Consider the following 23,540-nt stretch of genomic DNA (forward strand, 5'->3'; position numbering starts at 1 on the left):
AAGCCATCGACCGCCGAGCAACTGGCCGCAGTGGTCGACGAGTTGCTGGCGCGCGCGGCACCATGACGGTGGGAAGGGGGACCGAACCGTGCCGGAGGATGTCGGGGACTTCGAGGACGTCGAGGACGAGATCGTCACGCGCCTGGAACAGGAACCCGGATCGAGGCTGTGGACCCTCACGGCACCCGCGGACACCCTGTCGCAGCCCGTGGTCACGGAGGACCGGGTGTACGTGTCGGTCGGCGGGCGGATCACCGCGTTCGACCTGGACACCGGTAAGGAACGGTGGCGCAGCCCGTACCGCGACACCGCGTCGCGCCGCGTGTGGGACTTCACCGTGGCGGGCGGCTGTGTCGTGGTGCCGTGGGAGCGGACACCGCGACCGTCCCTCCCCCAGGGGGTCACGGTCACCGTCCTGGACACCGAGTCGGGCACCGTACTGCGCCACATCGCCGTGCCGAGGATGTCCAGCTGTGTGAGCGACGGGCGAACCGTGATCGCGGCGCACTTCACGGACCCGGACTGGGCGCTGAGCGGCTACGACGTCCTCGGCGGGGATGCGCTGTGGACGCGCCCGATGCCGCACATCGAGGTGAACTGGCAGGCGGCCGAGAGCCACTATCTCAAGACGGCTTCGGACTCCCATGCAAAGGAGTGGACAGCCGCGCTGCAGCAGAAGTCACGGGGGCTCGTCCGACACATGGCGCCCTGAGCTTCATCTGCCAGCACTGGCTGTGACGTCGTTCAGCGGGGTCTGGCAGCGATCACGGGGAGCCGTCACGGACGGTCACTGAAGCAGGATCATCTTGCGAAGTGGTTCGAATTCGGCCCGTCCGTATAGCTGCCTTTTGATCTTTTTGATGCGGTTCACGGCGCCCTCGGTGCCGCCCGAGCTCCAGCGAAGGGTAAGTCCGGCGGTGACGGCGTCGAAGTCACTATTGAGGCCGCGGGCGAAGCCGGTCAGTCCGGGCAGCTTCGCCTCGGCGGTGTCCTCGATCCAGGCGGGCAGCAGGACGCCGGTCTGCTGGGTGAGCATGTCGCCGAAGTCGCGGACCAGCCGGTGCGTGGTGGCCAGTTCGGGGCAGGCGTTGAGCACTGCCTTGAGCTGCTGGTGTTCGTTCTCGGTGAGCGTGGAGGGACGGCGGGTGAGCCAGCCGGTGACCTGCCGGACGCTCGGTGGCGCCGGAGGCCGGACCGGGGCGGTGGGCCACTGCAGACGGCTGCGGGCCCAGTCGCGGAGACTGCTGTAGAGCACCGGCCTGCCCTGGGCGGCGAGTCCCTCGCGCAGTTCCTTGATGGAGATGACGCCCGCGGTTTCGTCGATGCGTCGCTGTAGGTAGGGGCGGTGGATGTCGAGGCGGCTGGGTCGGGTGCGGCGGCCGGTGACGGCGTCCTGCCAGCGGGCCGCACGGGCGTATCGCTGGACAGTATGGCGACCCCAGCCCAGATGCCGGGCGATGGCACGCAGGCCCATCCCCTCGTTCAACATGCCGTGGACCAGGGCATGATGCGCCCGCATGCGCTCGGCCCGGCGCCCGGTCGGCAACGCATCGTCGGGCACCGACGCTGCCTCACCAGTGCTGGCCGTCGAGATCGCGGCGTCCTCCTCTTCGGGCTGAAGAGTGAGGGTGCGCAACTGGTCGCGGTGGGCCGCGACGCACTTCTCGACCGCCTGACCGAGGTTCTGCCATAAATGGAACCGGTCCGCGACCTGCAAGGCATCCGAGGCACCAAGCGCGGCGCCTTCAGCGTAGGCTCCGGCCCTGTCCCGGCAGATCACCTCCACCCCGGGATGGGCCGTTAGCCACGCGGCCAGGGGCGCCGCCTCGCGCCCGGGCAGCACCTCGATGGGCTGGTGCCGCTCACCATCCGTGATCACAGTGGTGTACGAGTGGCCACGCCTGGTGGCGAAATCGTCGACACCGAGGACGCGCGGGGTGTCGTAGAGCGGGTCGGGCATCGCCCGGATCCGGTTCAACAGTCCCATCCGCCCCGTCGCGACCCCCAGGGCGTTGGCCACCGGGCTCCGGCCCGGCCGGCCAATGCGAGCGCGATCCGGTCCAGCACAGCGCCCAGTCGATCGGTGCACCGGGCGTACGGGCTGGTCAAGCCCGGTATCTGCTCGACAAATGTGCGCTGAGGGCAGGAGCCGTCAGCACAGACGAATCGCCTCACCGACAGCAGGATCCGCACGGCGTGCCCGGCCACTGGGAGATCCTGCAGACGGCGCTCGTAGCGGTCATGCACACGGGCCGATGCCCGGCCACAGGCTGGACACGAGCCCGCGTCGCGGCGGCCGCTCAGTCGCACCACCATCCCGCACGCTCCGTGCACCGCCGTGGTGACCAGTACCTCGAATCCCTTGAACAGCACGTCCTGCCAGGAGATTTCGTCGTAGTTCATGTCCTGGGCGTCGACGCCGACGGGGCAGTTCAGCCCGTCTCACCGGAATATGACGGAGCGTCACGCCCGGTGGATCACGGCGGGGCGTACCCCGGCTCACGGTCTGGAATCGAACAGCCCCTTCACGGACCGTGACGGCTCCTCGTGATCGCTGCCAGACCCCGTTCAACGACGTCAGAGCCATTCTGCTCGTATCCGCCGTGGTCGGCTGTGGCCGGTGACGGTGCTGGTCTTGCTGGCCGATGGCGTAGGTGGCCATTGTGTTGCGGCATAGTTGGCCAGTTCCGGGGGCGTGTTCGTAGCGCATTGTTACTGCTTTGACCGCGAGAGGGCCCCGGCATCAGCACCGGGGCCGGGCCGCAGTCGGATCACTGGCATCCGGGCCGTGGGCGGGTCGTCGCTGTGAGATCAGCGCAGGTCGCGGAAGAACTCCCTGACGTCGCGGGTCAGCAGGTCGGGGGCCTCCAGGGCCGCGAAGTGCCCGCCGTGGTCGAACTCGCTCCAGCGGACGACGTTGTTGGCTTCTTCGGCCCAGTGCCGGATCGCCGTGTCGCCGGCGAAGTTCGCCACCGCAGTGGGCACTTTGGAACGCGTGAGGGGGAACCACCCGGCCTGGGCGTGCTTGCCTCCCTCGTAGTACATCCGCGCTGACGAGCCTGCTGTCGCGGTGAGCCAGTACAGCATCACGTTGGTGAGCAAGGTGTCCCGGTCAACCGCGTCTTCGGGCAGCTCGGCGGAAGGGTTGGACCACTCCTTGAACTTCTCGATGATCCAGGCGAGCTGGCCGACCGGGGAGTCGGTCAGGCCGTAGGCGAGGGTCTGCGGACGGGTCAACTGAATCGCCATATAGCCGGAGCCGACGGCGGCGAACATGCCGAGCGCCGCAAGGCGCTGCCGCTCCTGGTCCGTCAGCTTGGCCACCACGTCCTCCGGCGCGGGGCCCATCGGCTGGAAGCCGACGTTTGCGGCGTTCACGTGGATTCCGATAACCGACTCGGGCGCGATCCGGCCGATCTCCGGCGTGATCAACGCGCCCATGTCGCCGCCCTGGGCGGCGAAACGCTCGTAGCCGAGGCGGTGCATCAGCTCCACCCAGGCCCGGGCCACCCGGTTCGGACTCCAGCCCGCCTCGCGGGTGGGACCGGAGAAGCCGAAGCCGGGAACGGAGGGGATGACCAGGTGGAAGGCGTCGGCCGCATCGCCGCCGTAGGCGCGCGGGTCGCTCAGCGGGCCGATCACGCCGAGGAACTCCACGATCGAGCCCGGCCAGCCGTGGGTGAGGATCAGCGGCACCGCGTCCGGCTCGGGCGAGCGCACATGCAGGAAGTGCACCTGGGTGCCGTCGACCTCCGTCACGAACTGCGGGATCTCATTCAGTGCGGCCTCGTGCTCGCGCCAGTCGTAGCCGGTGCGCCAGCAGTCGACCAGCTCGGCCAGGTACCCGGTGGGGACACCGAGGTCCCAGCCGGCGCCGGGCAGCTCGTCCGGGAAGCGGACCCTGGCCAGGCGCTCATTCAGATCGTCGAGGTCGGCCTGCGGGATCTCGATCCGGAACGGACGGATCTCGGTCTTGGTGTCAGCAGTGGTGTGGTTCGTCATGCCCACCATGACACCCCCTATCGCGGAAGGATCCCTTCCGCAATAGGAGTAGAGTAACGCAATGTGATGACCGTCTCGGCCCGATTGCTCCAGGTTCTGTCCCTGCTACAGGCCCGCCCCTCATGGACCGGACCGGAGCTCGCCGAGCGGCTTGGGGTGAGCGCGCGCACCGTGCGCAGCGACATCGACAAGCTTCGCGAACTCGGCTACCCGGTGCACGCGCTGCCCGGCGTGGGCGGCGGTTACCGGCTCACGCCCGGGGCGAAGCTGCCTCCCTTGCTGCTCGACGACGACGAGGCCACCGCCGTCGCGATCGGCCTGAACAGCGCCGCCGGTGGCGCGGTCGCCGGGATCGAGGAAGCGGCCACCCGCGCGCTGGCCAAGCTCGAACAGGTCCTGCCCTCCCGGCTGCGCCACCGGATCACCCTCCTGCGCACCTCCACCGTCACCCCCAAACACGGCGGACCGACCGTCGCCCCGGAGGTCCTGACCGCGATCGCCGCAGCCTGCCGTGACCACCACCGCCTCCGCTTCGACTACCGCACCCACGACGGCACCGACCAGCGCAGGGAGATCGAGCCGTACCGGCTGGTGCACCTCGGCCGTAAGTGGTACCTCGTCGGCTGGGATCCCGGCCGCGCCGACTGGCGCACCTTCCGCGTCGACCGGATGCAGCCACGCACCCCCACCGGGCCCCGCTTCACACCCCGCGAGCCCCCGGAACAAGACCTCACCGCCTACGTCACCAAAGGCGTCGACGCCGCACTCACCCGCTACCGCGCACGGGTGCTCGTGCACAAACCGGCCACCGAACTGGTGCAATGGCTGACCCCGGCCACAGTCGTCGAAGCCGTCGACGACCACACCTGTCTCGTCCACGTCGGCGCGGAGAGCCCGCACATGCTCGCCGCACACATTCTCGTCATCGACGCCGACTTCGAGGTCGACGGTCCCCCCGAACTACTCGACGCCCTCCACACGATCGGCGACCGCTGCCACGCGGCACAACACCGGCGATGAGAGAGGAGCGGCTCACCCAGGCCCATCCATGAAGAGCCGCTATTCGGATGCCGGGGTTGCTGCAAGGTGGTCCGTCCAGGTGTTCACGGCCCGTCAGGACAGCAGATCCGCGTAGTGGCGTACAGGGATCTCCGCACGAGACCGCAAGTCGCCGCTTCCCGGCCGGGAGCTGTCGGCCGACGGGCCGAGCGCAAGAAGGCCGCACACGCCCTGGTCCACGAGTTACTCGCCCAAGGCCACTCCCGCCGGGCGATCGCCCGGCACCTGGGCTGAGGCCTCAATACCGTGCTCCGGTATGCGCGCGCCGCACGCCGGCAGGACACGTTCCGCGAGAACCGGCCCCGGCCCAGCAGGCTGGATCCCTACAAGTCCTGCTTGGAGCGACGGTTCGCCGCGGGATGCACGAGCGTCACCAGCTGCACAGCGAACTGCTTGCCGAGCACGCCCCGGTCACCTACGCCATGGTCCGCGCTCACATCGCCACCTTGCGCACCGCACCGTCGAGCACGCCGCCCCCGCCGCCGTCGGTGCGGCAGGTGACCGGCTGGCTCACCCGTCACCCCACGGCCCTGAGTGAGGAGGACCGCGCCGATTTGAAGGACGTCTTGGCCCGCTGCCGCGAACTGGACACGGCCACCGGGCATGTTCGCGACTTCGGCGAGATACTCACCTGCCGCCTCGGCCGCAGACTCCCCGCCTGGATCGACGCGGTCGACGCCAGCCAATTGCCCGGTCTCACCGGCTTCGCGCTCCACTTGCTCCGAGACCTCGACGCCGTGACAGCTGGGCTCACCCTGGAGTGGAGTTCCGGCAGCACCGAGGGCGCCGCGAACCGCATCAAGAAGATCAAGAGGCAGCTCTATGGACGAGCCGGATTCGAACTACTCCGCAAGATGATCCTGCTTCAGTAACGCTCCGCGACCGCTCCCCAAGATCTGTGCCAGAGCCGTTCAGTGGCTCCGGCATGTTGGCTCCAGCCGGCCCCGGTTGGTGAAGATCCTTGTCATCGGAACGTCTTGAAGTGGCCCCGGGAATTGGCGTCGATAGGGGCCACTCGATGAACTTCCTCGGCATCAGGCCGAAGACCGTGTCCGGCCCGCAGAGCGATGGTCGTCAGCGTTGCCCGGCGTCAAGGGCAGCGAGGCCGCCACGGACGGCAGCAGCCGCCTTGTCGAGCTGGTCTCGTTCCTGGACGCGGCAGTCAGCATCAATACGAAATGGGTCACCTGCGAAGCGGGGAAAGACATGCAGGTGAACGTGGAAAACCTCCTGGAAGGCTGCTTCGCCGTCCGCAAGGAACAAGTTGACGCCCTCACATCGCAAGCCTGATCGGCGCAGTGCGCGTCCGAGCTGATGCGCAACTTTCCAGACCTGGACGCCGACGTCCTCCTGGAGATCCTCCAGTCCCACCGCGTGTGCCTTGGGGATGACCAGCAAGTGGCCTGGGGTGACGGGCTGGAGATCCATAAAAGCGATCACCGATTCGTCTTCGTGGACGATGCTGGCGTCCGCCCGACCTCTCGCTATTGCACAAAAGATGCATCCGTCGTCCATCACAGCCTGTCCCCTCAAGACCCGAGTACCTCGTGCCGCTCACAACATCAGAAGCGGCACCCAGGCGCGAGCGACTTTCACCCCGCATCTGGCAACTCTCCCCGGGACCACTCGGGACATCGTGCCGTGGTGGTCTACTTCGCCTTGCCGTTCTGCATGGCTTTGGAGCGAGCCAGGCGGCAGGACTCAGTTCCGGTCTCGATGATGGTCGCGTTGAACGTGAGGCGGTCCACGATCGCCGCGCAGAGCCGTGGGTCGGTGAAGGTGCGGCTCCAGCCATCTGGGGCTGGCACTTGTTCCCTCACAAGAGTTGTGGCTGCCACCTGGCCGTATCCCGTTCCTGGGGTCCTCGTTGGTTCTCGCGGTAGCACTCCGGTTTTCCAGGTGTTGCCTTGACGGTTCAGGTGCGAGGAAGGTGTGCCGGTGGCGGAGGCGAGACTCCAGGTCATCGCGGGCGGGGCCGTCCCGCAGGAGCCCCAGGCGAGGGACCCGTGGCAGTTCCAGGCCGCGTGTGTCGACGCGTTCGTCGCCTCCTGGCGGGCCCGCGGGTTCAGTCCGGTGACCATCGACAACGACGTCGGCCTGCTGGAGCGAACCCTCGCGGCCCTGGGCCGCCCCGCGTGGGAGGTGACGCCTGAGGACATCGACCGAGTCGTTGGTGACCTGGCTGTGAAGGGCCGTGTGACGTCGACCCGACGCGAGTACGTCCAGATCTTCAAGGGGTTCCACCGGTTCCTGCAGGCCCGCAAAGCGGCCGACATCGAGGCCGCGTTCGGCGTGAGGCTGGTCTGCCCGGTCGACGAGTTCAACGCCTCCCGGCATGTCGGCGACGACTCCCCGGCCCTGGCCCCGCCGCCGACACCGGACAGGGTGGCGGAGTTCTTCGACTTCCTGAAGCAGCGGATCGCCACCGCCCGGAAGTACGGACCTGCCGCCCGCGACTATGCGATGTTTAGGACGCTGTATCACGCCGGGCTCCGCTCGGTGGAGGCATCGCTGCTGGATAAGCCGGATGTGCACTTCAGCCGCGGCCCGTTCGGCAAACTCCACGTCCGTTTCGGCAAGGGGCCCACACCTCCGGGCCCAGGCCGCGCTGGGTGCCCATGCTCGACGGCCTGGACCTGGTGCTGCGCTGGTTCCTGGAGGACGTACGGCCCAAGTTCCCGGACTCACCGGTGCTGTTCGCCGACGAGTCGGGCGGCAGCCTGCATCGCGGGACGATCCGCAACCGGCTTCGCTATCTCATGGAGCTCGAAGGGCGCCCGCCCGCAGACCGGTTCAGCCCGCATGCCCTGCGGAGGGCCTGCGCGACGCACAACTACGAACGCGGCGTCGACCTGGTGGCGATCCAGCAAATGCTGGGGCACTGGACGGTCAGCTCGACCATGCGTTATGTCCGGCCCTCCGCGACGTTCATCGAGGACGCCTATCAGCGGGCCGTCGCCGGCACTCTGACCGAGCTGACCGAGAAGGACACCACCGCATGAAGATCCGATGGCGGCTGCGGATGGCCGCCGCCCAGCGCGAGGTCTGGACGGGCACCGAGCTGCGGCGACTGCTGGCCGAGAAGGCCGGCCTGGAGCTGTCCTCCGCCTCGGTGTCCGCGCTGTTCACCAAGGAACCCTCGCAGGTGAAGATGACCACCCTGGCAGCGTTGTGCACCGCGCTGGAGTGCACCCCGAACGACCTGATCGAAGTCGACACCACCCCCGTCGAGCGGCCCGTGGCTCCGCCCCGGCCCGTCACCGAACTTCCCGAGGCCGTCTCCGGACGCGGCCGGTCAATGCCGCCGCTGTGACCGGCGGAGACAGCGGTGGGCAAGAGGCAACGCGACTGCGTCACCTGCGGGGCACCAGTCGGCTATCTCGACCGTGAGCACTGCTGCCGGCGCCGGCGCCGGATGCAGGAACAGGCCGCGAAGGCAACGTGCCCGGTCTGCGGCAAGGACCGTGTCCTCCGGGAGGACACCGGCCGGTGCATCACCTGCTCGCGCGTCTGCGAACAGTGCGGCCATCCGGTCCGCGCGGCCGGCAACCGGCTGTGCCGGGACTGCCACCGCAAGGCCGAGCGGTTCGCCGCCCAGCAGCCCTGCCCGCGCTGCGGCAAGCCTGGCTATCTGCGCGAGGACACCGGCTGGTGCGGCTCGTGCTCACGCCCGGGTCCGCCCAAGCAGCCACCCCGGATCTGCCGCGAGTGCGGCCAGCTGCGGCGGCATGCCGGACTGGGCCTATGCTCCGCCTGCTGGCAACGGCACCCCGGCCGCCCCTTCATCCGCGGCGAACACCTCCGCGACCAACTCGCCGACCCGCCCGCCTGGCTCGAGGACTTCGTCGCGCACGTCGCGGCCCGCTTCTGCGTCGCCCGGGCCTGCGGCCTGGTCACCGACCTGGGCCGGCTCCTGAACGATGAGCACTCCAACTCGCCTCAGGCCCTGCTGGAGCGAGCCCGCAGACCCGGACGCTCGATGGGCTCCTTCGCCCGTGCACTGGAGAACTTCTTCACCCTCCACGGCCTGGCCCGGCCCACCGACCAGGCGGAACGACTCGCCGCCGGACGCCGCAAGCGCCGCATTGACGCCGTCCCCGAACCGCTCCGTCCGGCCGTGGTCGCCTTCGCTGCCTCCCGCATGCGGGCCCAGGACCGGGCCCTCCGGGCCGGCACCCGCCCCCGCAGCGACCACACCCTGGAAACCGCCCTGAGTATCCTGCGGGACCTGGCCCGCTTCCTTACCGAGCACCGCGACAAGGACGACTGGGCCCTGGTCGACGTGCACGATGTCGAAGCCTTCCTCGCCACCGTGCCCAAGGCCCGCAAACGCCGATTCGTGGTACTCCGGCAGTTCTTCCGCTTCGCCCGCTCCCAGCACATCGTGCTGATCGACCCGACCCGCACCCTGACGGCGAAGTCGGTGAACGGCTTCCGCGGCAGGACGCTCACACTCGACCAACAGCGCGAGCTCTTCCGACGCTGGACCACGGGCGAGGATATCCACCCGCACGAGGCCCTGCTGGGCATGCTCGCCCTGCTGCACGGCGCCTCCAGCGCGAAGGTGCGTCTGTTGCAGATCACCGACATCGACGCGGCGGCCCAGACGGTCCGGCTCTGCAAGCGACCCCACTCCGTTCCGCTGGATCCCGCCTCCTGGACAGTGCTGCAGCGATGCCTGGCCCATCGCGAGGCATGGCGAACCGACAACCCACACGTGATAGTCACCAAGGGAACAAAGGCCGGGCGAAGCCCAGCCTCAACTGCCTAAATTTCGCACGTCCTTGACAACTGTGGGGTCCCTCCTCGGATGATCCGCAGCACCCACCTCGTCGACCTGGTCAACACCATGGACCCCAAGCTCGTCGCCGCCGCCTTCGGCATGAACCCGCAGGCCACCCTGATCTACCTCGCCGACCGCATCGATCCTGGACGCGAAGCCCACCTTCCCTGACACCGCCCCCATGATCTACTGCCGATCATGCCGTTGCTGATGCTGGACCTCGACAACACCCTCGTCGACCGCGATGCGGCCTTCCGCGCCGCCGTCCAGGCATTCCTGGCCGAGCACGGCCTGCCTGACACCGACCTGACGTGGGTGATGACCGTCGACGCCAGCGGCTATACCGCCCGCCACGATGTCGCCGCAGCCATGACCGACCGGTATGGGACCTTGGTGCCAACCACCGCCATCCGTGCCCTACTTGATAATGGCGCCGCCGATCGCGTCGTGCTGGCGAGCTCCTCGCGCGAGGCCCTGAGCAAAGCGCAGGCTGACGGCTGGACCTGCGTGATCGTCACCAACGGACGTATCACGCAGCAGGAAGCGAAGATCCGCAATGCCGGACTCGATCGGCTCGTGCAAGGCTGGGTGATCTCCGAGGGAGTCGGTCATAAGAAGCCGGAACCGGAGATCTTCCATGCGGCAGAGGAAGCCGTCGGAGTCTCCCTCTCTGGTGCCTGGGTCATCGGCGACTCTCCGCACGCCGACATTGCGGGCGCGAACGCACTGGGCCTTCGAAGCGTGTGGGTCTCGGACGGCCGACCGTGGACCCAGGACTCTTACCAGCCCACTCACGTTGCTGACGACGTTGCCTCCGCGATCAACTATGTCGTCAGCGCACCCAGATAAGGCACCACCAACCCGGCCCACCGTCTTGGTAAGGCCGAACCTGTTAAACATCGCCGCCACCTCACACAGGTTCGCCGGAACAAGTGCGCTTTGCTGAAGGTCTTGTTCGAGGTGAGGATGATGGAGCCCTTTTCGTAGCGCTTGGAGATGACCTGGAAGACCAGGCTCGCCTCGGCGCGTTCGAGGGGCTGGTAGCCGACTTCATCGACCACGAGAACGCTCGGCCGCAGGTAGGAGCACAGTTTGCTGGTCAGGCGCCCTGCTGCCTCGGCTGCTTTGAGGTTGCGGACCATGTCGTCGAGGCTGGTGAAGTAGGTCGAGTATCCGGCCCGGCAGGCGGCGACCGCCAGCGCGATCGCGATGTGGGTCTTGCCGACGCCGGGCGGCCCCAGCAGGGCAGCATTGGCCTTCGCCTCGACGAAGGACAGGGTGGCCAGGTCTTTGACCTTGCGTGGGTCAAGCTCGGGCTGGAAGCAATCCCCACTCGACGCGCAGCAGATCCGAAAGATCACTGAGAGTATCGCGGACCTTGCGCAGCGCATCCAGACAGCCGACGCCGAGCACAAAGGCCCGCTGTACGAAGCCCTGGGCATCACCATCAGTTACGAACACGAAACGAGGACCGCGACCGCAAGGTCGAGGCCCTCGTTTCCGTATCGTCAGTGGTTGTGTCCGAGGGGGGACTTGAACCCCCACGCCCGATAAAGGGCACTAGCACCTCAAGCTAGCGCGTCTGCCATTCCGCCACCCGGACCAGGTGTCTGTCACCTTGCAGGGAGTGTTCCGCGCGGCGACGGAGACAACAATACCAAGGTTTGGGAGTGCGTTTCACCTGCGTATCCGGGCCCGAAGATGGCCGGAGGAGCGAGCTGCGGGTTGCACCGCCGGTGATCGAGCAGGCACAGCAGGTCGTCGAGCGGTGGGCGGCACCGCGGTGACGGTGACGCCCACCGACTCCCTGGGGCAGACCTTCGACGTGCGGAGCCGCTCGGTCACCCCGTGGGGCTCAGGGCATCAGGTGGTAGTCGGGGAAGTTCCCGGGCAGCCGCTCCCCCGCCGGGCCCTGGGTCACGGCGCGCACCAGCAGTTCTCCGCCCACGAACGCGCCGCGCCACGACGCGCCGAAGCCGCCGAACAGCTCGTCCCGGTCACCGCGGGAGCGGGGTTTCCCGTGGCCGACCTTGAACGCTCGGATCTGCGGGGCCAGGCGGTCGTACGTGGCCGGGTCGTCGGTCGAGAGGGTGGCGACCAGGGCGCCGTTGGAGGCGTTCATGGCAGCCAGCAGCTCGGCCTCCGTATCGACCAGGACGATGGTGTCGACCGGGCCGAAGGGCTCCGCGTGGTGCAGCGGCGAGGACGGTGGCGGGTTCAGGAGCGTGACGGGCTGGACGTACGCCGCCGTGTCCTGGCCGGGCAGGAAGCGTGCGTCGGACAGCTTGCCGCGGTGCAGCGGGACGGCGCCGCGGTCGATGGCCTCGGCGACCTGGTCATGGAGCTCTTTCGCCTTGGCCGCGTTGATCACCGGCCCGAAGTCCAGCTGGGGATACGGATCGTCGGGCTGCTCGACCGCGAGCGGGTGGCCGATCCGCAGGGTGCGTACGGCCGGCAGGTACGCGGCGAGGAACTCGTCGAAGCACGACCGCTGGACGACGAAGCGCGGGTACGCCGTGCAGCGCTGCTTGCCGTAGTCGAAGAGCTTCGGGACGACCGCCGTGAGCGCGTCCCAGTCGGTGTAGTTCCAGATGCCCCAGGTGTTGAGTCCCTCCTGTTCGAGTACGTGTCGCTTGCCGAGGTCGGCGACGGCTGTGGCCACCGCGGCGCCCGTGTCGCGGCCACCGACGAAGGAGACGCAGCCGATCTCGGGCGCGCGGACGAGCGCCTCCGACAGCTCGCCTCCGCTGCCGCTGACGAGGGTGACGGGAATCCCTTCGCGTGCGGCGAGCGCGCAGGCCAGGGTGAGACACGCGACGCCGCCGTCGGTCGGGGTCTTGGCGATGACCGCGTTCCCTGCCAATGCCTGTACCAGCATTGCGTGAACGAGCACGCTCATCGGGTAGTTCCAGCTCGCGATGTTGGACACGGGGCCGTCGATCGGGGCCCGGCCCCCGACCATGGGCTCGATTCCGTCGACGTACCAGCGCACGCCGTCGATGGCCCGGTCGACGTCGGCTTGCGCGAGCCGCCAGGGCTTGCCGATCTCCCACACGAGGAGGAGGGCGAGAAGCTCGCGGTGCTGGGTGAGGGCGTCGAGGGTGGCCGCGACGCGGGCGCGGCGTTCGTCCAGGGGTACGTGGCGCCAGGCGCGGTGCTGGTCGAGGGAGGCCCGCACGGCCTGCTGGGCGGTGGCGCCGTCAAGGCGTGGCGGCCCCGCGATCGGGGTGCCGTCGACGGGGCTGGTGGCGGGCAAGGCCCGGCCGTCCGCCTGCCAGGCGGCGTTCCAGAGGTTGAGGACACGGTCGTCCCGGAACGCCTCGGGGGCGACGGCGAGGCAACGCCGCCAGGCGTCGGTCCAGGATGTGCCTGATTTGAGGGTGAGGGTGTTCGCGGTGAGGGTGGATGCCATTCGATTGCTCCGCTCTCGGTGCACAGTCGGGGCGGTGTCGTGCATGGCTCGCCTCTCGCACCAGCACTGGCTGCTGTCTTGCTGGCTACTGGCTACTGGCGGGTACGGAGACGCGTACTGACGAAGGTAGTGAGGCGCCGCGGCGCCCGACAGTTACCTCACATCAACTATGAGTGACATCACGCCGCCGCTTCCAGTACGGCGAGTACCAGTTGCGCCGTCTCCGTCGGCGTACCGCCCACGCGCACCCCTGCCGCCTCCAGCGCCTCCTTCTTCGCCTGCGCCGTGCCGGACGAGCCGGACACGATCGCGCCCGCGTGGCCCATCGTCTTGCCCTCGGGTGCGGTGAAACCGGCGATGTAGCCGATGACGGGCTTGGTGACGTGCTCTCGGATGTACGCCGCCGCTCGCTCCTCCGCGTCTCCGCCGATCTCCCCTATCAGCACGATGAGTTCGGTGTCCGGGTCGTCCTGGAAGGCGGCGAGGCAGTCGATGTGCGTGGTGCCGACGACGGGGTCGCCGCCGATGCCCACGCAGGTCGAGAAGCCGATGTCGCGGAGTTCGTACATGAGTTGGTACGTGAGCGTGCCGGACTTGGACACGAGGCCGATGCGGCCGGGCTTGGTGATGTCGGCGGGGATGATGCCCGCGTTGGACTGTCCCGGGGTGATCAGGCCCGGGCAGTTGGGGCCGATGATGCGGGTGCCCCTGGCGGTGGCGTACGCGTGGAAGGCGACCGAGTCGTGGACGGGGATGCCCTCCGTGATGACGACGGCGAGTGCGATGCCCGCATCGGCGGCCTCGTCAACTGCCGCCTTGGCGAAGGCGGGTGGCACGAAGACGACGGTCACGTCGGCGCCGGTGGCATCGATGCCCTCGCGCACCGAGCCGAAGACGGGCACGGCCCGGTCGTCGAAGTCGACGGTCCTGCCCGCCTTGCGCGGGTTCACGCCGCCGACCACGTCGGTGCCGGCCGCGAGCATGCGCCGGGTGTGCTTCATGCCCTCGCCGCCGGTCATGCCCTGGACGAGGACCTTGCTCTCTTTGGTGAGGTAGATGGCCATGTCCCGCTCCTTCAGCCGGCGTTGGCGAGTTCGGCGGCGCGGAGCGCGGCGCCGTCCATGGTGGTGGCCTGCTGGACCAGGGGGTGCGCGCGGCCGTCGAGGATCGCGCGACCGCGTACGGCGTTGTTTCCGTCAAGGCGCACGACCAGGGGTTTGGTCAACTGGACGGTGTCCAGGGCCTGCACGATGCCGTCGGCGACGGCGTCGCAGGCGGTGATGCCGCCGAAGACGTTCACGAAAACGGACTTGACGGCCGGGTCGGAGAGGATGACCGAGAGGCCGTCGGCCATGATCTGGGCCGATGCGCCGCCGCCGATGTCGAGGAAGTTGGCGGGGCGCGCGCCGCAGCCGGCGACCACGTCGAGGGTCGACATGACGAGGCCCGCGCCGTTCCCGATGACGCCGACCTCGCCGTCCAGCTTCACGTAGTTGAGGCCTTTCGCGGCGGCCGCCGCCTCGAGCGGGTCGTCGTGCGACGACTCCTGTTCGCCCCAACGGGTCTGCCGGAAGCGGGCGTTGTCGTCGAGCGTGACCTTGCCGTCGAGGGCGAGGATCTGCCCTTGGGCGGTACGCACGAGGGGGTTCACCTCGACCAGTACGGCGTCCTCGCGGGTCAGCACCTCCCAGAGCCGTACGAGGACGTCGACGGTCTGCGGGGGCAGCCCGGCCGCCTCGGTGATCTCCGCCGCCTTCGCCGAGGTGACGCCCTTGTCCGGGTCGACGGGGACGCGCGCCACGGCCTGGGGCCTGGTGGCGGCCACTTCCTCGATCTCCATGCCGCCCTCGGCCGAGGCGATGGCGAGGAAACGGCCGGCGGCGCGGTCGAGTACGTAACTGACGTAGAACTCGGCTTCGATGTCGACCGGCTGGGCCAGCATCACTTTGCCGACGGTGTGGCCTTTGATGTCCATGCCGAGGATCTGGCGTGCCGTCAGTTCGGCGGCGGCCGGGTCGGCGGCGAGCTTCACACCGCCCGCCTTGCCGCGTCCGCCGGTCTTCACCTGCGCCTTGACGACGACGCGTCCGCCCAGCCTGCGGGCGATCTCGCGGGCCTCCTTGGACGAGTCGGTGACCTCGGCCCGCGGTACCAAGATGCCGTGTTCCTCGAAGAGTTCCCTTGCCTGGTGCTCGTACAGGTCCATTACCGGCTCCTGACTCAAAAGTGCCGCACGCCCCCTGGACACCACCCACCGGATGCGGGATAACAAGCTTCATACAGTATTCGTCGACTGTATGCAATCGACCGCGACGGCATCCATGAGCAGTGCGCAAACGGTGTCTGAACTGCACGTTCGCGCGCCCGATCCCCTAGGAAGGGACAGGACTTCGCCATGCCCGACGACAACAGCCAGAACCTCATCTCCGGTGGGCACTTGGTCGCCAAGGCACTCAAAGCCGAGGGTGTGGAGGTCATCTACACCCTGTGCGGCGGCCACATCATCGACATCTACGACGGCTGCGTCGACGAAGGCATAGAGGTCGTCGACGTACGCCATGAACAGGTCGCCGCCCACGCCGCCGACGGCTACGCGCGCATCACCGGCAAGCCCGGGTGCGCGGTCGTCACGGCGGGCCCCGGCACGACCGACGCCGTGACGGGCGTCGCCAACGCCTTCCGCGCGGAGTCCCCCATGCTGCTGATCGGCGGTCAAGGGGCGCACACACAGCACAAGATGGGGTCCCTTCAGGACCTGCCGCACGTCGACATGATGACGCCGATCACCAAGTTCGCGGCGACCGTGCCGGACACCGCACGCGCCGCCGACATGGTGTCCATGGCGTTCCGCGAGTGCTATCACGGCGCGCCCGGGCCCTCCTTCCTGGAGATCCCGCGCGATGTGCTCGACGCCAAGGTGCCGGTCGAGAAGGCCCGGGTGCCCGCGGCCGGCCAGTACCGGGCCTCGACCCGCTCGGCCGGTGACCCCGAGGCGATCGAGAAGCTCGCCGACCTCCTCGTACACGCCGAGAAGCCCGCGATCCTGCTGGGCAGCCAGGTCTGGACGACCCGCGGCACCGAGGCCGCCATCGATCTCGTACGCACCCTCAATGTCCCCGCCTACATGAACGGCGCCGGGCGCGGCACTCTGCCGCCCGGGGACCCGCACCACTTCCAGCTCTCGCGCCGGTACGCGTTCTCCAACGCCGACGTGATCGTGATCGTGGGCACGCCCTTCGACTTCCGTATGGGCTACGGAAAGCGGCTGTCGCCGGACGCGACCGTGGTGCAGATCGACCTCGACTACCGGACCGTCGGCAAGAACCGCGACATCGACCTCGGGATCGTCGGCGACGCGGGCCTCATCCTGAAGTCGGTGACCGAGGCCGCCTCCGGACGCCTCAATGGGGGCGCGTCGAAGCGCAAGGAGTGGCTCGACGAGCTGCGCGCGGCCGAGCAGACGGCCATCGAGAAGCGGCTGCCCAGCCTGAGGTCGGACGCCTCGCCGATCCACCCGTACCGCCTGGTCAGCGAGATCAACGACTTCCTCACCGAGGACTCGATCTACATCGGCGACGGCGGCGACATCGTCACCTTCTCCGGTCAGGTCGTCCAGCCCAAGTCGCCCGGCCACTGGATGGACCCGGGCCCGCTCGGCACGCTCGGCGTCGGCGTCCCGTTCGTACTCGCGGCCAAGCAGGCGCGACCGGACAAGGAAGTGGTGGCCCTCTTCGGAGACGGCGCCTTCTCGCTCACCGGCTGGGACTTCGAGACCCTCGTCCGCTACAACCTCCCCTTCGTCGGCATCGTCGGCAACAACTCCTCCATGAACCAGATCCGTTACGGCCAGAAGGCCAAGTACGGCGAGGACCGCGAGCGCGTTGGCAACACCCTCGGCGATGTCCACTACGACAAGTTCGCCCAGATGCTCGGCGGTTACGGCGAGGCAGTCCGCGACCCCGCCGACATCGGCCCCGCCCTCCGCCGCGCCCGCGAGTCGGGCAAGCCCTCGCTGATCAACGTCTGGGTCGACCCGGACGCGTACGCCCCCGGAACCATGAACCAGACGATGTACAAGTGAGGTGCCCGCCATGACCAGCACCGCGACAACCATCGCGTCGAACACCGCGACCAAGGCACTCGAAGGCATCCGTGTCCTCGACATGACGCACGTCCAGTCGGGCCCCTCCGCAACCCAGCTGCTGGCCTGGCTCGGGGCGGACGTGGTCAAGCTGGAGGCGCCGACCGGTGACATCACGCGCAAGCAGCTGCGCGACCTCCCGGACGTCGACTCCCTCTACTTCACGATGCTCAACTGCAACAAGCGGAGCATCACCCTCAACACCAAGACCGAGCGCGGCAAGGAGATCCTCACCGAGCTGATCCGGCGCTCCGACGTCATGGTCGAGAACTTCGGACCGGGCGCGATCGACCGCATGGGCTTCACCTGGGACCGCATCCAGGAGATCAATCCGCGAATCGTCTATGCCTCCATCAAGGGGTTCGGGGACGGCCCGTACACCAACTTCAAGGCGTACGAGGTCGTCGCGCAGGCCATGGGCGGGTCGATGTCGACCACCGGTTTCGAGGACGGACCGCCGCTGGCGACGGGGGCCCAGATCGGTGACTCGGGCACGGGCATCCACGCCGTGGCGGGGATTCTCGCGGCGCTGCTTCAGCGGGAGAACACCGGGCGCGGTCAGCGGGTCAATGTGGCCATGCAGCACGCTGTGCTCAACCTCTGCCGGGTGAAGCTGCGCGATCAGCAGCGCCTGGCCCATGGCCCGCTCGCTGAATATCCGAACGAGGACTTCGGCGACGAAGTTCCCAGGTCCGGGAACGCGTCCGGCGGCGGCCAGCCCGGCTGGGCGGTCAAGTGCGCGCCGGGCGGGCCCAACGACTACGTGTACGTCATCGTGCAGCCCGTCGGCTGGAAGCCGCTCAGCGAGCTCATCGGACGGCCGGAGCTGGCGGACGACCCCGAGTGGGCGACACCTGAGGCCCGCCTGCCCAAGCTCAACAAGATGTTCCAGCTCATCGAGGAGTGGTCAGCCACGCTCCCCAAGTGGGAAGTGCTGGAGAAGCTCAACACCCACAACATCCCCTGCGGCCCGATCCTCTCCACCAGGGAGATCATCGAGGACGAGTCGCTGGTCGCCAACGAGATGGTCGTGAAGGTGCCGCACCCGGAGCGCGGCGAGTTCACGACCGTGGGCAGCCCGCTGAAGCTCTCCGACTCCCCCGTGGACGTGACCAGTTCGCCGCTGCTGGGCGAGCACAACGAAGAGGTGTACGTCGGCGAGCTCGGTCTCGGCGACGAGGAGCTGCGCCTGCTCAAGTCGAACGGAGTGATCTGATTGATGGCCGAAGACCGGGCGATGAGGGTGCGTGCGCTTCTCGACGCCGTACGGGCCGAGGGGCGGACCGCGCTGACCGCGCCCGAGGGCAAGGTGATCGCCGACGCTTACGCGATCGCCGTCCCCGGCGAGGAGCTGGCGACGGACGTCGACGAGGCGGTCGCGTACGCGGCACGGTTCGGCGGACCTGTCGTGATGAAGATCGTCTCTCCGGACATCCTGCACAAGACCGACGCGGGCGGCGTGATCGTCGGCGTGGAGGGCGCGACCGACGTCAGGGCTGCCTTCTGCAAAATCATCGACAACGCGCGCGCGTACGCGCCGGATGCCCGTATCGAGGGCGTACAGGTGCAGGAACTGCTTCCCCAGGGACAGGAGGTGATCGTCGGCGCGGTCACCGATCCGACGTTCGGGAAGGTCGTCGCCTTCGGACTCGGCGGTGTGCTGGTGGAGGTCCTGAAGGACGTCACCTTCCGGCTGGCGCCCGTGGACGCCGACGAAGCGCTGTCGATGCTGGACTCGATCCGCTCGGCGGAGATCCTGCACGGAGTGCGCGGCGCGCCTGCCGTGGACCGGTGGGCGATCGCCGAGCAGATCCGCCGGGTCTCCGAACTCGTCGCGGACTTCCCGGAGATCGCCGAGGTGGACCTCAACCCGGTGATCGCCACCCCGGAGGGGGCGGTCGCGGCGGACATCCGCGTGATCCTCGCGGACTCCGTCCCCGAGCAGCGCCGCACATACACACGCGAGGAGATCCTCGCCTCCATGCGCCGCCTGATGCAGCCCTCCTCGGTCGCCGTGATCGGCGCCTCCAACGAGCAGGGCAAGATCGGCAATTCGGTGATGCGCAACCTCATCGACGGGGGCTTCTCCGGAGAGATCCACCCGGTGAACCCCAAGGCCGATGACATCTTGGGCCGCAAGGCGTACAAGAGTGTCACCGACGTTCCCGGTGAGGTGGATGTGGCGGTCTTCGCTATCCCCGCCAAGTTCGTGGCCTCGGCCCTGGAGGAGGTGGGACGCAAGGGGATCCCCAACGCCGTGCTGATTCCCTCCGGGTTCGCGGAGACCGGTGAGCAGGAGCTCCAGGACGAGATCGTGGCCATCGGCGAGCGGTACGGTGTCCGGCTGCTCGGGCCGAACATCTACGGCTATTACTCGACGTGGCAGGACCTGTGTGCCACGTTCTGCACGCCGTACGACGTCAAGGGCGGCGTCGCGCTCACCTCGCAGTCCGGTGGCATAGGGATGGCCATTCTGGGCTTCGCGCGCACTACGAAGACGGGTGTTTCCGCGATCGTGGGGCTCGGCAACAAGTCGGACCTGGACGAGGACGACCTGCTGACCTGGTTCGGCGAGGACCCCCACACCCAGTGCATCGCCATGCACTTGGAGGACCTCAAGGACGGGCGCGCCTTCGTGGAGGCGGCGCGGGCGACCGTCCCCAAGAAGCCGGTGGTCGTCCTGAAGGCCGGCCGTACGGCGGCCGGGGCCAAGGCCGCGGGCTCGCACACGGGCGCTCTCGCCGGCGACGACGCCGTGTACGACGACATCCTGAGGCAGGCCGGTGTCATCCGGGCTCCCGGGCTGAACGAAATGCTGGAGTACGCGCGCGCGTTGCCCGTGCTTCCGGCGCCGCAGGGCGACAACGTCGTGATCATCACGGGCGCCGGCGGCAGTGGCGTACTGCTGTCCGACGCGGTGACCGACAACGGCCTCTCCCTGATGGAGATTCCGCCGGACCTGGACGAGGCCTTCAGGAAGTTCATCCCGCCCTTCGGTGCCGCCGGCAACCCGGTGGACATCACCGGCGGCGAGCCCCCGTCGACGTACGAGGCGACGATTCGGCTCGGCCTGGAGGACCCGCGGATCCACTCGCTCGTCCTCGGCTACTGGCACACCATCGTGACCCCTCCCATCGTCTTCGCCGAGCTCACCGCGCGCGTGGTGGCCGAGTTCCGCGAGCGCGGGATCGAGAAGCCCGTGGTGGCGTCGCTCGCGGGCGATGTCGAGGTCGAGGAGGCGTGCCAGTACCTCTTCGAGCGGGGCGTCGTGGCGTACCCGTACACGACCGAGAAGCCGGTGGCCGTGCTCGGCGCGAAGTATCGCTGGGCGCGCGCGGCGGGGGTGTTGGGGGGCGGTTCATGAGGTGAGGAGGGAAGGGGCGGGCCGACGGTGCGCGTCGGCCCGCCCCGGGACCCGTGCGCACACGAAAGGCATTGGACAGGGGGCGCTGGCCAGAGCTTTCGACGCAAGGGGTGCTTCGCGACATGACAACCACCGACCTCACGACGTCCGTCCCCTACAGGGAGGTGACGGACCGCAACGGCCGCTTGTACCGGCTCGGCGAGACCGACCGGGACATCATGGGGCGACCGCGCTGGACCATGGTGCTCTTCCCGTGGATCGGCATGATGGGCATCAGTTCCTCGGAGTACGCGTTCACATCGGCCGAGGACACCCTGCACGAGGCACATCTGTGGAGCAGTGGGCACATCTTCTGGCTGATGGGCGTCTGGGTGTTCTTCCAGGCGGCCGTCGCCTTCCCCGCCGGGCAGCTGCGGGAGAGCGGAAAACTCCCCGCGCGGTACGCCATGATGCTCGGCGCACTCGGCACGATCATGGGCTATCTCTCACTGGCGTACGCGCCGCACGTGATCGTCGCCTACATAGGCTTCGGCATGTTCAGCGGCATCGGCGCCGGCCTCGTCTATGCGACCTGCGTGAACATGGTCGGCAAGTGGTATCCGGAACGCAAGGGCGGCAAGACCGGCATGGTCAACGGCGGTTTCGCCTATGGCTCAGTGCCCTTCGTGTTCCTGTTCACCTCGTACATGGACCTGTCCAACTACGAGGGCGTGCTGATCTTCGTCGGCGTGGTCTGCTGTGCGATGGTCGCGATCTCCGGCTGGTTCTTCAAGGACCCGCCGAAGAACTGGTGGCCCGCGCACGTCGACCCGCTCAAGGTCCCCGACGACCCGCGGATCGTGCGGGCGCTGCAGAAGAACCCGCCCGCCGTACGGCAGTACACACCGCGTGAGGCGGCCAGGACGCCGGTGCTGTGGATGATGTGGTTCTGCCTCCTGTGCACGGCCGGCATCAACATCTTCGGCATCGCCATGCAGGTGCCGTTCGGAAAGGAGATGGGTTTCGCGGGCGGCATCGTGGCCACCGCCATGTCGCTCAAGGCCATCGTGAACGGCACAGGACGCGGCGTCATCGGCTGGATCTCGGACCGCTACGGCCGCCGGAACACGCTGGTCATCGTCTGTATCGTCCTCGGCTCGGCACAGTTCGGCGTCTTCGTCTCCGGGAACATGGGCTCGATGCCGTTCTTCCTGTTCTGTTCGATGGTCTCCGGGTTCGGCGGCGGCGCGATCTTCCCGCTGTTCGCGGCGATGACCGCCGACTACTTCGGTGAGAACAACAACGCCTCCAACTACGGCATGGTCTACAGCTCGAAACTGATCTCGGGCCTGGTCGGCTCCGGCGTGGGAGCGGTCGTCGTGAGTGCCTGGGGTTACGGAGGCGCCTTCGCGCTGGCCGGCGGGATCGGTCTCGGCTCCGCGGTGCTGGCGCTGTTCCTGCGGGCACCCGACCGGCCTCAAGCCAGGCGCATCGTCCCCAACCCGCATCCGATCGGTGAGGAGATGGCCTGAGATGACGGCGGGGCCCCTCGCCGGTCCACCGCCGCCAGGGTCTGGCCGTCCCTCGACGCGAAGGGGCCTCCCCGTCACCACGGGGAGGCCCCTTCGCGTCTCGGTGGGAACCGTCAGCACTTCTCACGCAGGGAGTGCAGGTGCTCGCTGGAGCGGCGGGCGAAGGTGAACGACTCGGTCGGGTTGTCGTGTTCGGCCTGCCAGTGGTGGGCGAGGCGGTGGCCCTTCAGGCGCGTGACGCCGGAGATGAAGCGCTGGTAGTCGATGTCTCCGTCGCCGACGTCCGACATGCGGTAGCCGTAGGTGTTCGACGGGTCGCTCACCCCGTCCTTCACATGGAAGAGCGGGTAGCGGTTGGGCTGCTTGAGCACGTAGTCGAGGGGCTCGAAGGGCGCGGGTGTGCCGTCGACCCGCTTGGAGAAGCGGAACTGGCCCGAGTACGCCCAGAAGATGTCCATCTCCAGGTACACGAGCTTCGGGTCCGTCTCGGCGAGCAGCACGTCGTAGAGGCGGACGTTCGGCTTGTCGGTGGCGAAGGAGAACTCCTCGGAGTGGTTGTGCTGGTAGAACTTCATGCCGCGCGCCCTCGCCGCCGCGCCATAGGTGTTGAACTCCTCGGCGGCGCGCTTCCACGCGTCGACGGTCGAGCCGTAGCGGAACGGGTTCGACGCGGTGCCGATGTGCTTGAGACCGAGGGCCTGGGCATCGTCGAGAACCTTGGTGAGGTTCTGGGCGAAGGTGTACGCGTTCGGGTCGTCGGAGTAGTAGCCGACGTGGCTGCCGATGGGGTTCAGGCCATGGTCGCGCGCCAGTCGCTTGAGCTGAGCGAGTGTGATGGGTCCCGCCGAACCCTGCGTGTATCCGGCGAACTCGACCTCGTCGTACCCGTACTTCTTCAACTCGGCGAAGACGGGGGCGAAGCCGAGCGTGGAGACCTTGTCGCGGAGGCTGTAGAGCTGGATGCCGAGCCGGCCGGGCGGCAGGACGGGGCGGCTCCGGCCCGCTTCGGCAGCCGTGGCGGGGGTGGCGGCGGCAGTGCCGAGCAGGGCGGCGGCGGTGGCGCCCGCGGCCACGCCGAGCATGCCTCGTCTGCTGAGGCGGTGGGCGAGTTCGGGATCGTCGTTCTTGCTGGTGGAGGCCGTGAAGGCGGTGCGGCTGGTGCGGCTCATGCCTGGAACTCCTCGGTGTCAAAGGGCGTTGTCAGTGGCGAGTGCTTCACTTGTGACCAGTCGGAAGAGACCGGTCGGGTGGGACCGCGGGCCATGGCG

The 23,540-nt window shown here is 68.3% G+C and carries 20 protein-coding genes, 1 tRNA gene and 2 pseudogenes; 12 read left to right on the forward strand and 11 right to left on the reverse strand.

Annotated elements, in window-relative coordinates:
- Positions 1–88: 88 nt before the first annotated feature.
- Positions 89–712 carry an outer membrane protein assembly factor BamB family protein gene (locus G5C60_RS10785; protein WP_165257395.1) on the forward strand — a complete coding sequence of 208 codons (624 nt, stop codon included), beginning with the start codon at positions 89–91 and terminating at the stop codon, positions 710–712.
- 75 nt (positions 713–787) lie between these two features.
- Here G5C60_RS10785 and G5C60_RS10790 read toward each other — a convergent pair whose 3' ends face one another.
- The 3 genes from G5C60_RS10790 to G5C60_RS10800 all read right to left on the reverse strand — a co-directional run bounded on the left by G5C60_RS10790 (position 788) and on the right by G5C60_RS10800 (position 4,002).
- On the reverse strand, positions 788–2,020 hold the full coding sequence (locus tag G5C60_RS10790; RefSeq protein ID WP_165257398.1) for an ISL3 family transposase: 1,233 nt from the start codon (positions 2,018–2,020) through the stop codon (positions 788–790).
- Complete coding sequence (locus tag G5C60_RS10795) at positions 1,975–2,403, reverse strand: transposase family protein (RefSeq protein ID WP_165257400.1); 429 nt, start codon at positions 2,401–2,403, stop codon at positions 1,975–1,977. The genes G5C60_RS10790 and G5C60_RS10795 overlap by 46 nt, the downstream gene beginning before the upstream one ends.
- A 408-nt stretch (positions 2,404–2,811) precedes the next feature.
- The gene (locus G5C60_RS10800) at positions 2,812–4,002 is read right to left on the reverse strand and encodes an epoxide hydrolase family protein (RefSeq protein WP_165257403.1); all 1,191 of its coding nucleotides are present in this window, start codon (positions 4,000–4,002) and stop codon (positions 2,812–2,814) included.
- Between the two features lie 63 nt (positions 4,003–4,065).
- Between G5C60_RS10800 and G5C60_RS10805 the strand changes: the two genes are divergently transcribed.
- On the forward strand, positions 4,066–5,022 hold the full coding sequence (locus G5C60_RS10805; protein ID WP_165257405.1) for a WYL domain-containing protein: 957 nt from the start codon (positions 4,066–4,068) through the stop codon (positions 5,020–5,022).
- A 398-nt stretch (positions 5,023–5,420) separates the two neighbouring features.
- Positions 5,421–5,933, forward strand: a complete 513-nt coding sequence (locus G5C60_RS51790) for a transposase (RefSeq protein ID WP_420907358.1) — start codon at positions 5,421–5,423, stop codon at positions 5,931–5,933.
- Between the two features lie 202 nt (positions 5,934–6,135).
- Here the strand turns inward: G5C60_RS51790 and G5C60_RS10815 are convergent, their stop codons facing one another.
- Positions 6,136–6,576 carry an HIT family protein gene (locus G5C60_RS10815; RefSeq protein ID WP_206439342.1) on the reverse strand — a complete coding sequence of 147 codons (441 nt, stop codon included), beginning with the start codon at positions 6,574–6,576 and terminating at the stop codon, positions 6,136–6,138.
- Between the two features lie 134 nt (positions 6,577–6,710).
- Positions 6,711–6,854 (reverse strand): annotated as a pseudogene (locus G5C60_RS10820) (ATP-binding protein); the annotation flags it as partial.
- An 825-nt stretch (positions 6,855–7,679) separates the two neighbouring features.
- Between G5C60_RS10820 and G5C60_RS51035 the strand changes: the two are divergent.
- From G5C60_RS51035 to G5C60_RS10840, 5 genes are read left to right on the forward strand one after another with little or no spacing between them, the layout of a single operon-like run.
- Complete coding sequence (locus tag G5C60_RS51035; protein ID WP_241266682.1) at positions 7,680–8,063, forward strand: tyrosine-type recombinase/integrase; 384 nt, start codon at positions 7,680–7,682, stop codon at positions 8,061–8,063.
- Complete coding sequence (locus G5C60_RS10830) at positions 8,060–8,374, forward strand: helix-turn-helix domain-containing protein (protein WP_165257412.1); 315 nt, start codon at positions 8,060–8,062, stop codon at positions 8,372–8,374. The genes G5C60_RS51035 and G5C60_RS10830 overlap by 4 nt, the downstream gene beginning before the upstream one ends.
- A gap of 15 nt (positions 8,375–8,389) precedes the next feature.
- Positions 8,390–9,832 carry a site-specific integrase gene (locus G5C60_RS10835; RefSeq protein ID WP_241266672.1) on the forward strand — a complete coding sequence of 481 codons (1,443 nt, stop codon included), beginning with the start codon at positions 8,390–8,392 and terminating at the stop codon, positions 9,830–9,832.
- Positions 9,833–9,871: 39 nt separating this feature from the next.
- A complete protein-coding gene (locus G5C60_RS51795; RefSeq protein WP_241266673.1) occupies positions 9,872–10,015 on the forward strand; it encodes a hypothetical protein in 144 nt (47 codons plus the stop codon).
- Positions 10,016–10,042: 27 nt separating this feature from the next.
- A complete protein-coding gene (locus tag G5C60_RS10840; RefSeq protein WP_165257415.1) occupies positions 10,043–10,693 on the forward strand; it encodes an HAD family hydrolase in 651 nt (216 codons plus the stop codon).
- A gap of 89 nt (positions 10,694–10,782) precedes the next feature.
- Here G5C60_RS10840 and G5C60_RS10845 read toward each other — a convergent pair.
- The 5 genes and pseudogenes from G5C60_RS10845 to sucC all read right to left on the reverse strand — a co-directional run.
- A pseudogene (locus G5C60_RS10845) lies at positions 10,783–11,166 on the reverse strand (ATP-binding protein); the annotation flags it as partial.
- Positions 11,167–11,362: 196 nt separating this feature from the next.
- Positions 11,363–11,447, reverse strand: a tRNA-Leu gene (locus tag G5C60_RS10850).
- A gap of 252 nt (positions 11,448–11,699) precedes the next feature.
- Positions 11,700–13,256 carry an aldehyde dehydrogenase family protein gene (locus tag G5C60_RS10855; RefSeq protein ID WP_165257418.1) on the reverse strand — a complete coding sequence of 519 codons (1,557 nt, stop codon included), beginning with the start codon at positions 13,254–13,256 and terminating at the stop codon, positions 11,700–11,702.
- 179 nt (positions 13,257–13,435) lie between these two features.
- Entirely contained in the window at positions 13,436–14,320 is an 885-nt protein-coding gene (gene sucD / locus G5C60_RS10860) for a succinate--CoA ligase subunit alpha (protein ID WP_165257429.1), read from the reverse strand.
- Between the two features lie 11 nt (positions 14,321–14,331).
- Positions 14,332–15,462, reverse strand: a complete 1,131-nt coding sequence (gene sucC, locus G5C60_RS10865; protein WP_165257431.1) for an ADP-forming succinate--CoA ligase subunit beta — start codon at positions 15,460–15,462, stop codon at positions 14,332–14,334.
- Positions 15,463–15,651: 189 nt separating this feature from the next.
- Here sucC and G5C60_RS10870 point away from each other — a divergent pair, with 189 nt between their 5' ends.
- The 4 genes from G5C60_RS10870 (at position 15,652) to G5C60_RS10885 (ending at position 22,272) form a co-directional block, all read left to right on the forward strand.
- Positions 15,652–17,337, forward strand: a complete 1,686-nt coding sequence (locus tag G5C60_RS10870; protein WP_165257434.1) for a thiamine pyrophosphate-binding protein — start codon at positions 15,652–15,654, stop codon at positions 17,335–17,337.
- Between the two features lie 10 nt (positions 17,338–17,347).
- A complete protein-coding gene (gene frc, locus G5C60_RS10875; RefSeq protein ID WP_165257445.1) occupies positions 17,348–18,613 on the forward strand; it encodes a formyl-CoA transferase in 1,266 nt (421 codons plus the stop codon).
- A gap of 3 nt (positions 18,614–18,616) precedes the next feature.
- Positions 18,617–20,761 (forward strand): acetate--CoA ligase family protein, encoded by a 2,145-nt coding sequence (locus tag G5C60_RS10880; protein ID WP_165257447.1) that lies wholly within the window; start codon positions 18,617–18,619, stop codon positions 20,759–20,761.
- A gap of 122 nt (positions 20,762–20,883) precedes the next feature.
- Positions 20,884–22,272, forward strand: a complete 1,389-nt coding sequence (locus G5C60_RS10885; protein WP_165257449.1) for an OFA family MFS transporter — start codon at positions 20,884–20,886, stop codon at positions 22,270–22,272.
- Between the two features lie 113 nt (positions 22,273–22,385).
- Here G5C60_RS10885 and G5C60_RS10890 read toward each other — a convergent pair whose 3' ends face one another.
- Positions 22,386–23,441, reverse strand: coding sequence for a sugar phosphate isomerase/epimerase family protein (locus tag G5C60_RS10890; RefSeq protein ID WP_165257451.1), 1,056 nt, complete (start codon positions 23,439–23,441; stop codon positions 22,386–22,388).
- Between the last annotated feature and the right edge of the window lie 99 nt (positions 23,442–23,540).

It is taken from the genome of Streptomyces scabichelini, assembly GCF_011045015.1.
GTDB classification, from domain to species: domain Bacteria; phylum Actinomycetota; class Actinomycetes; order Streptomycetales; family Streptomycetaceae; genus Streptomyces; species Streptomyces scabichelini.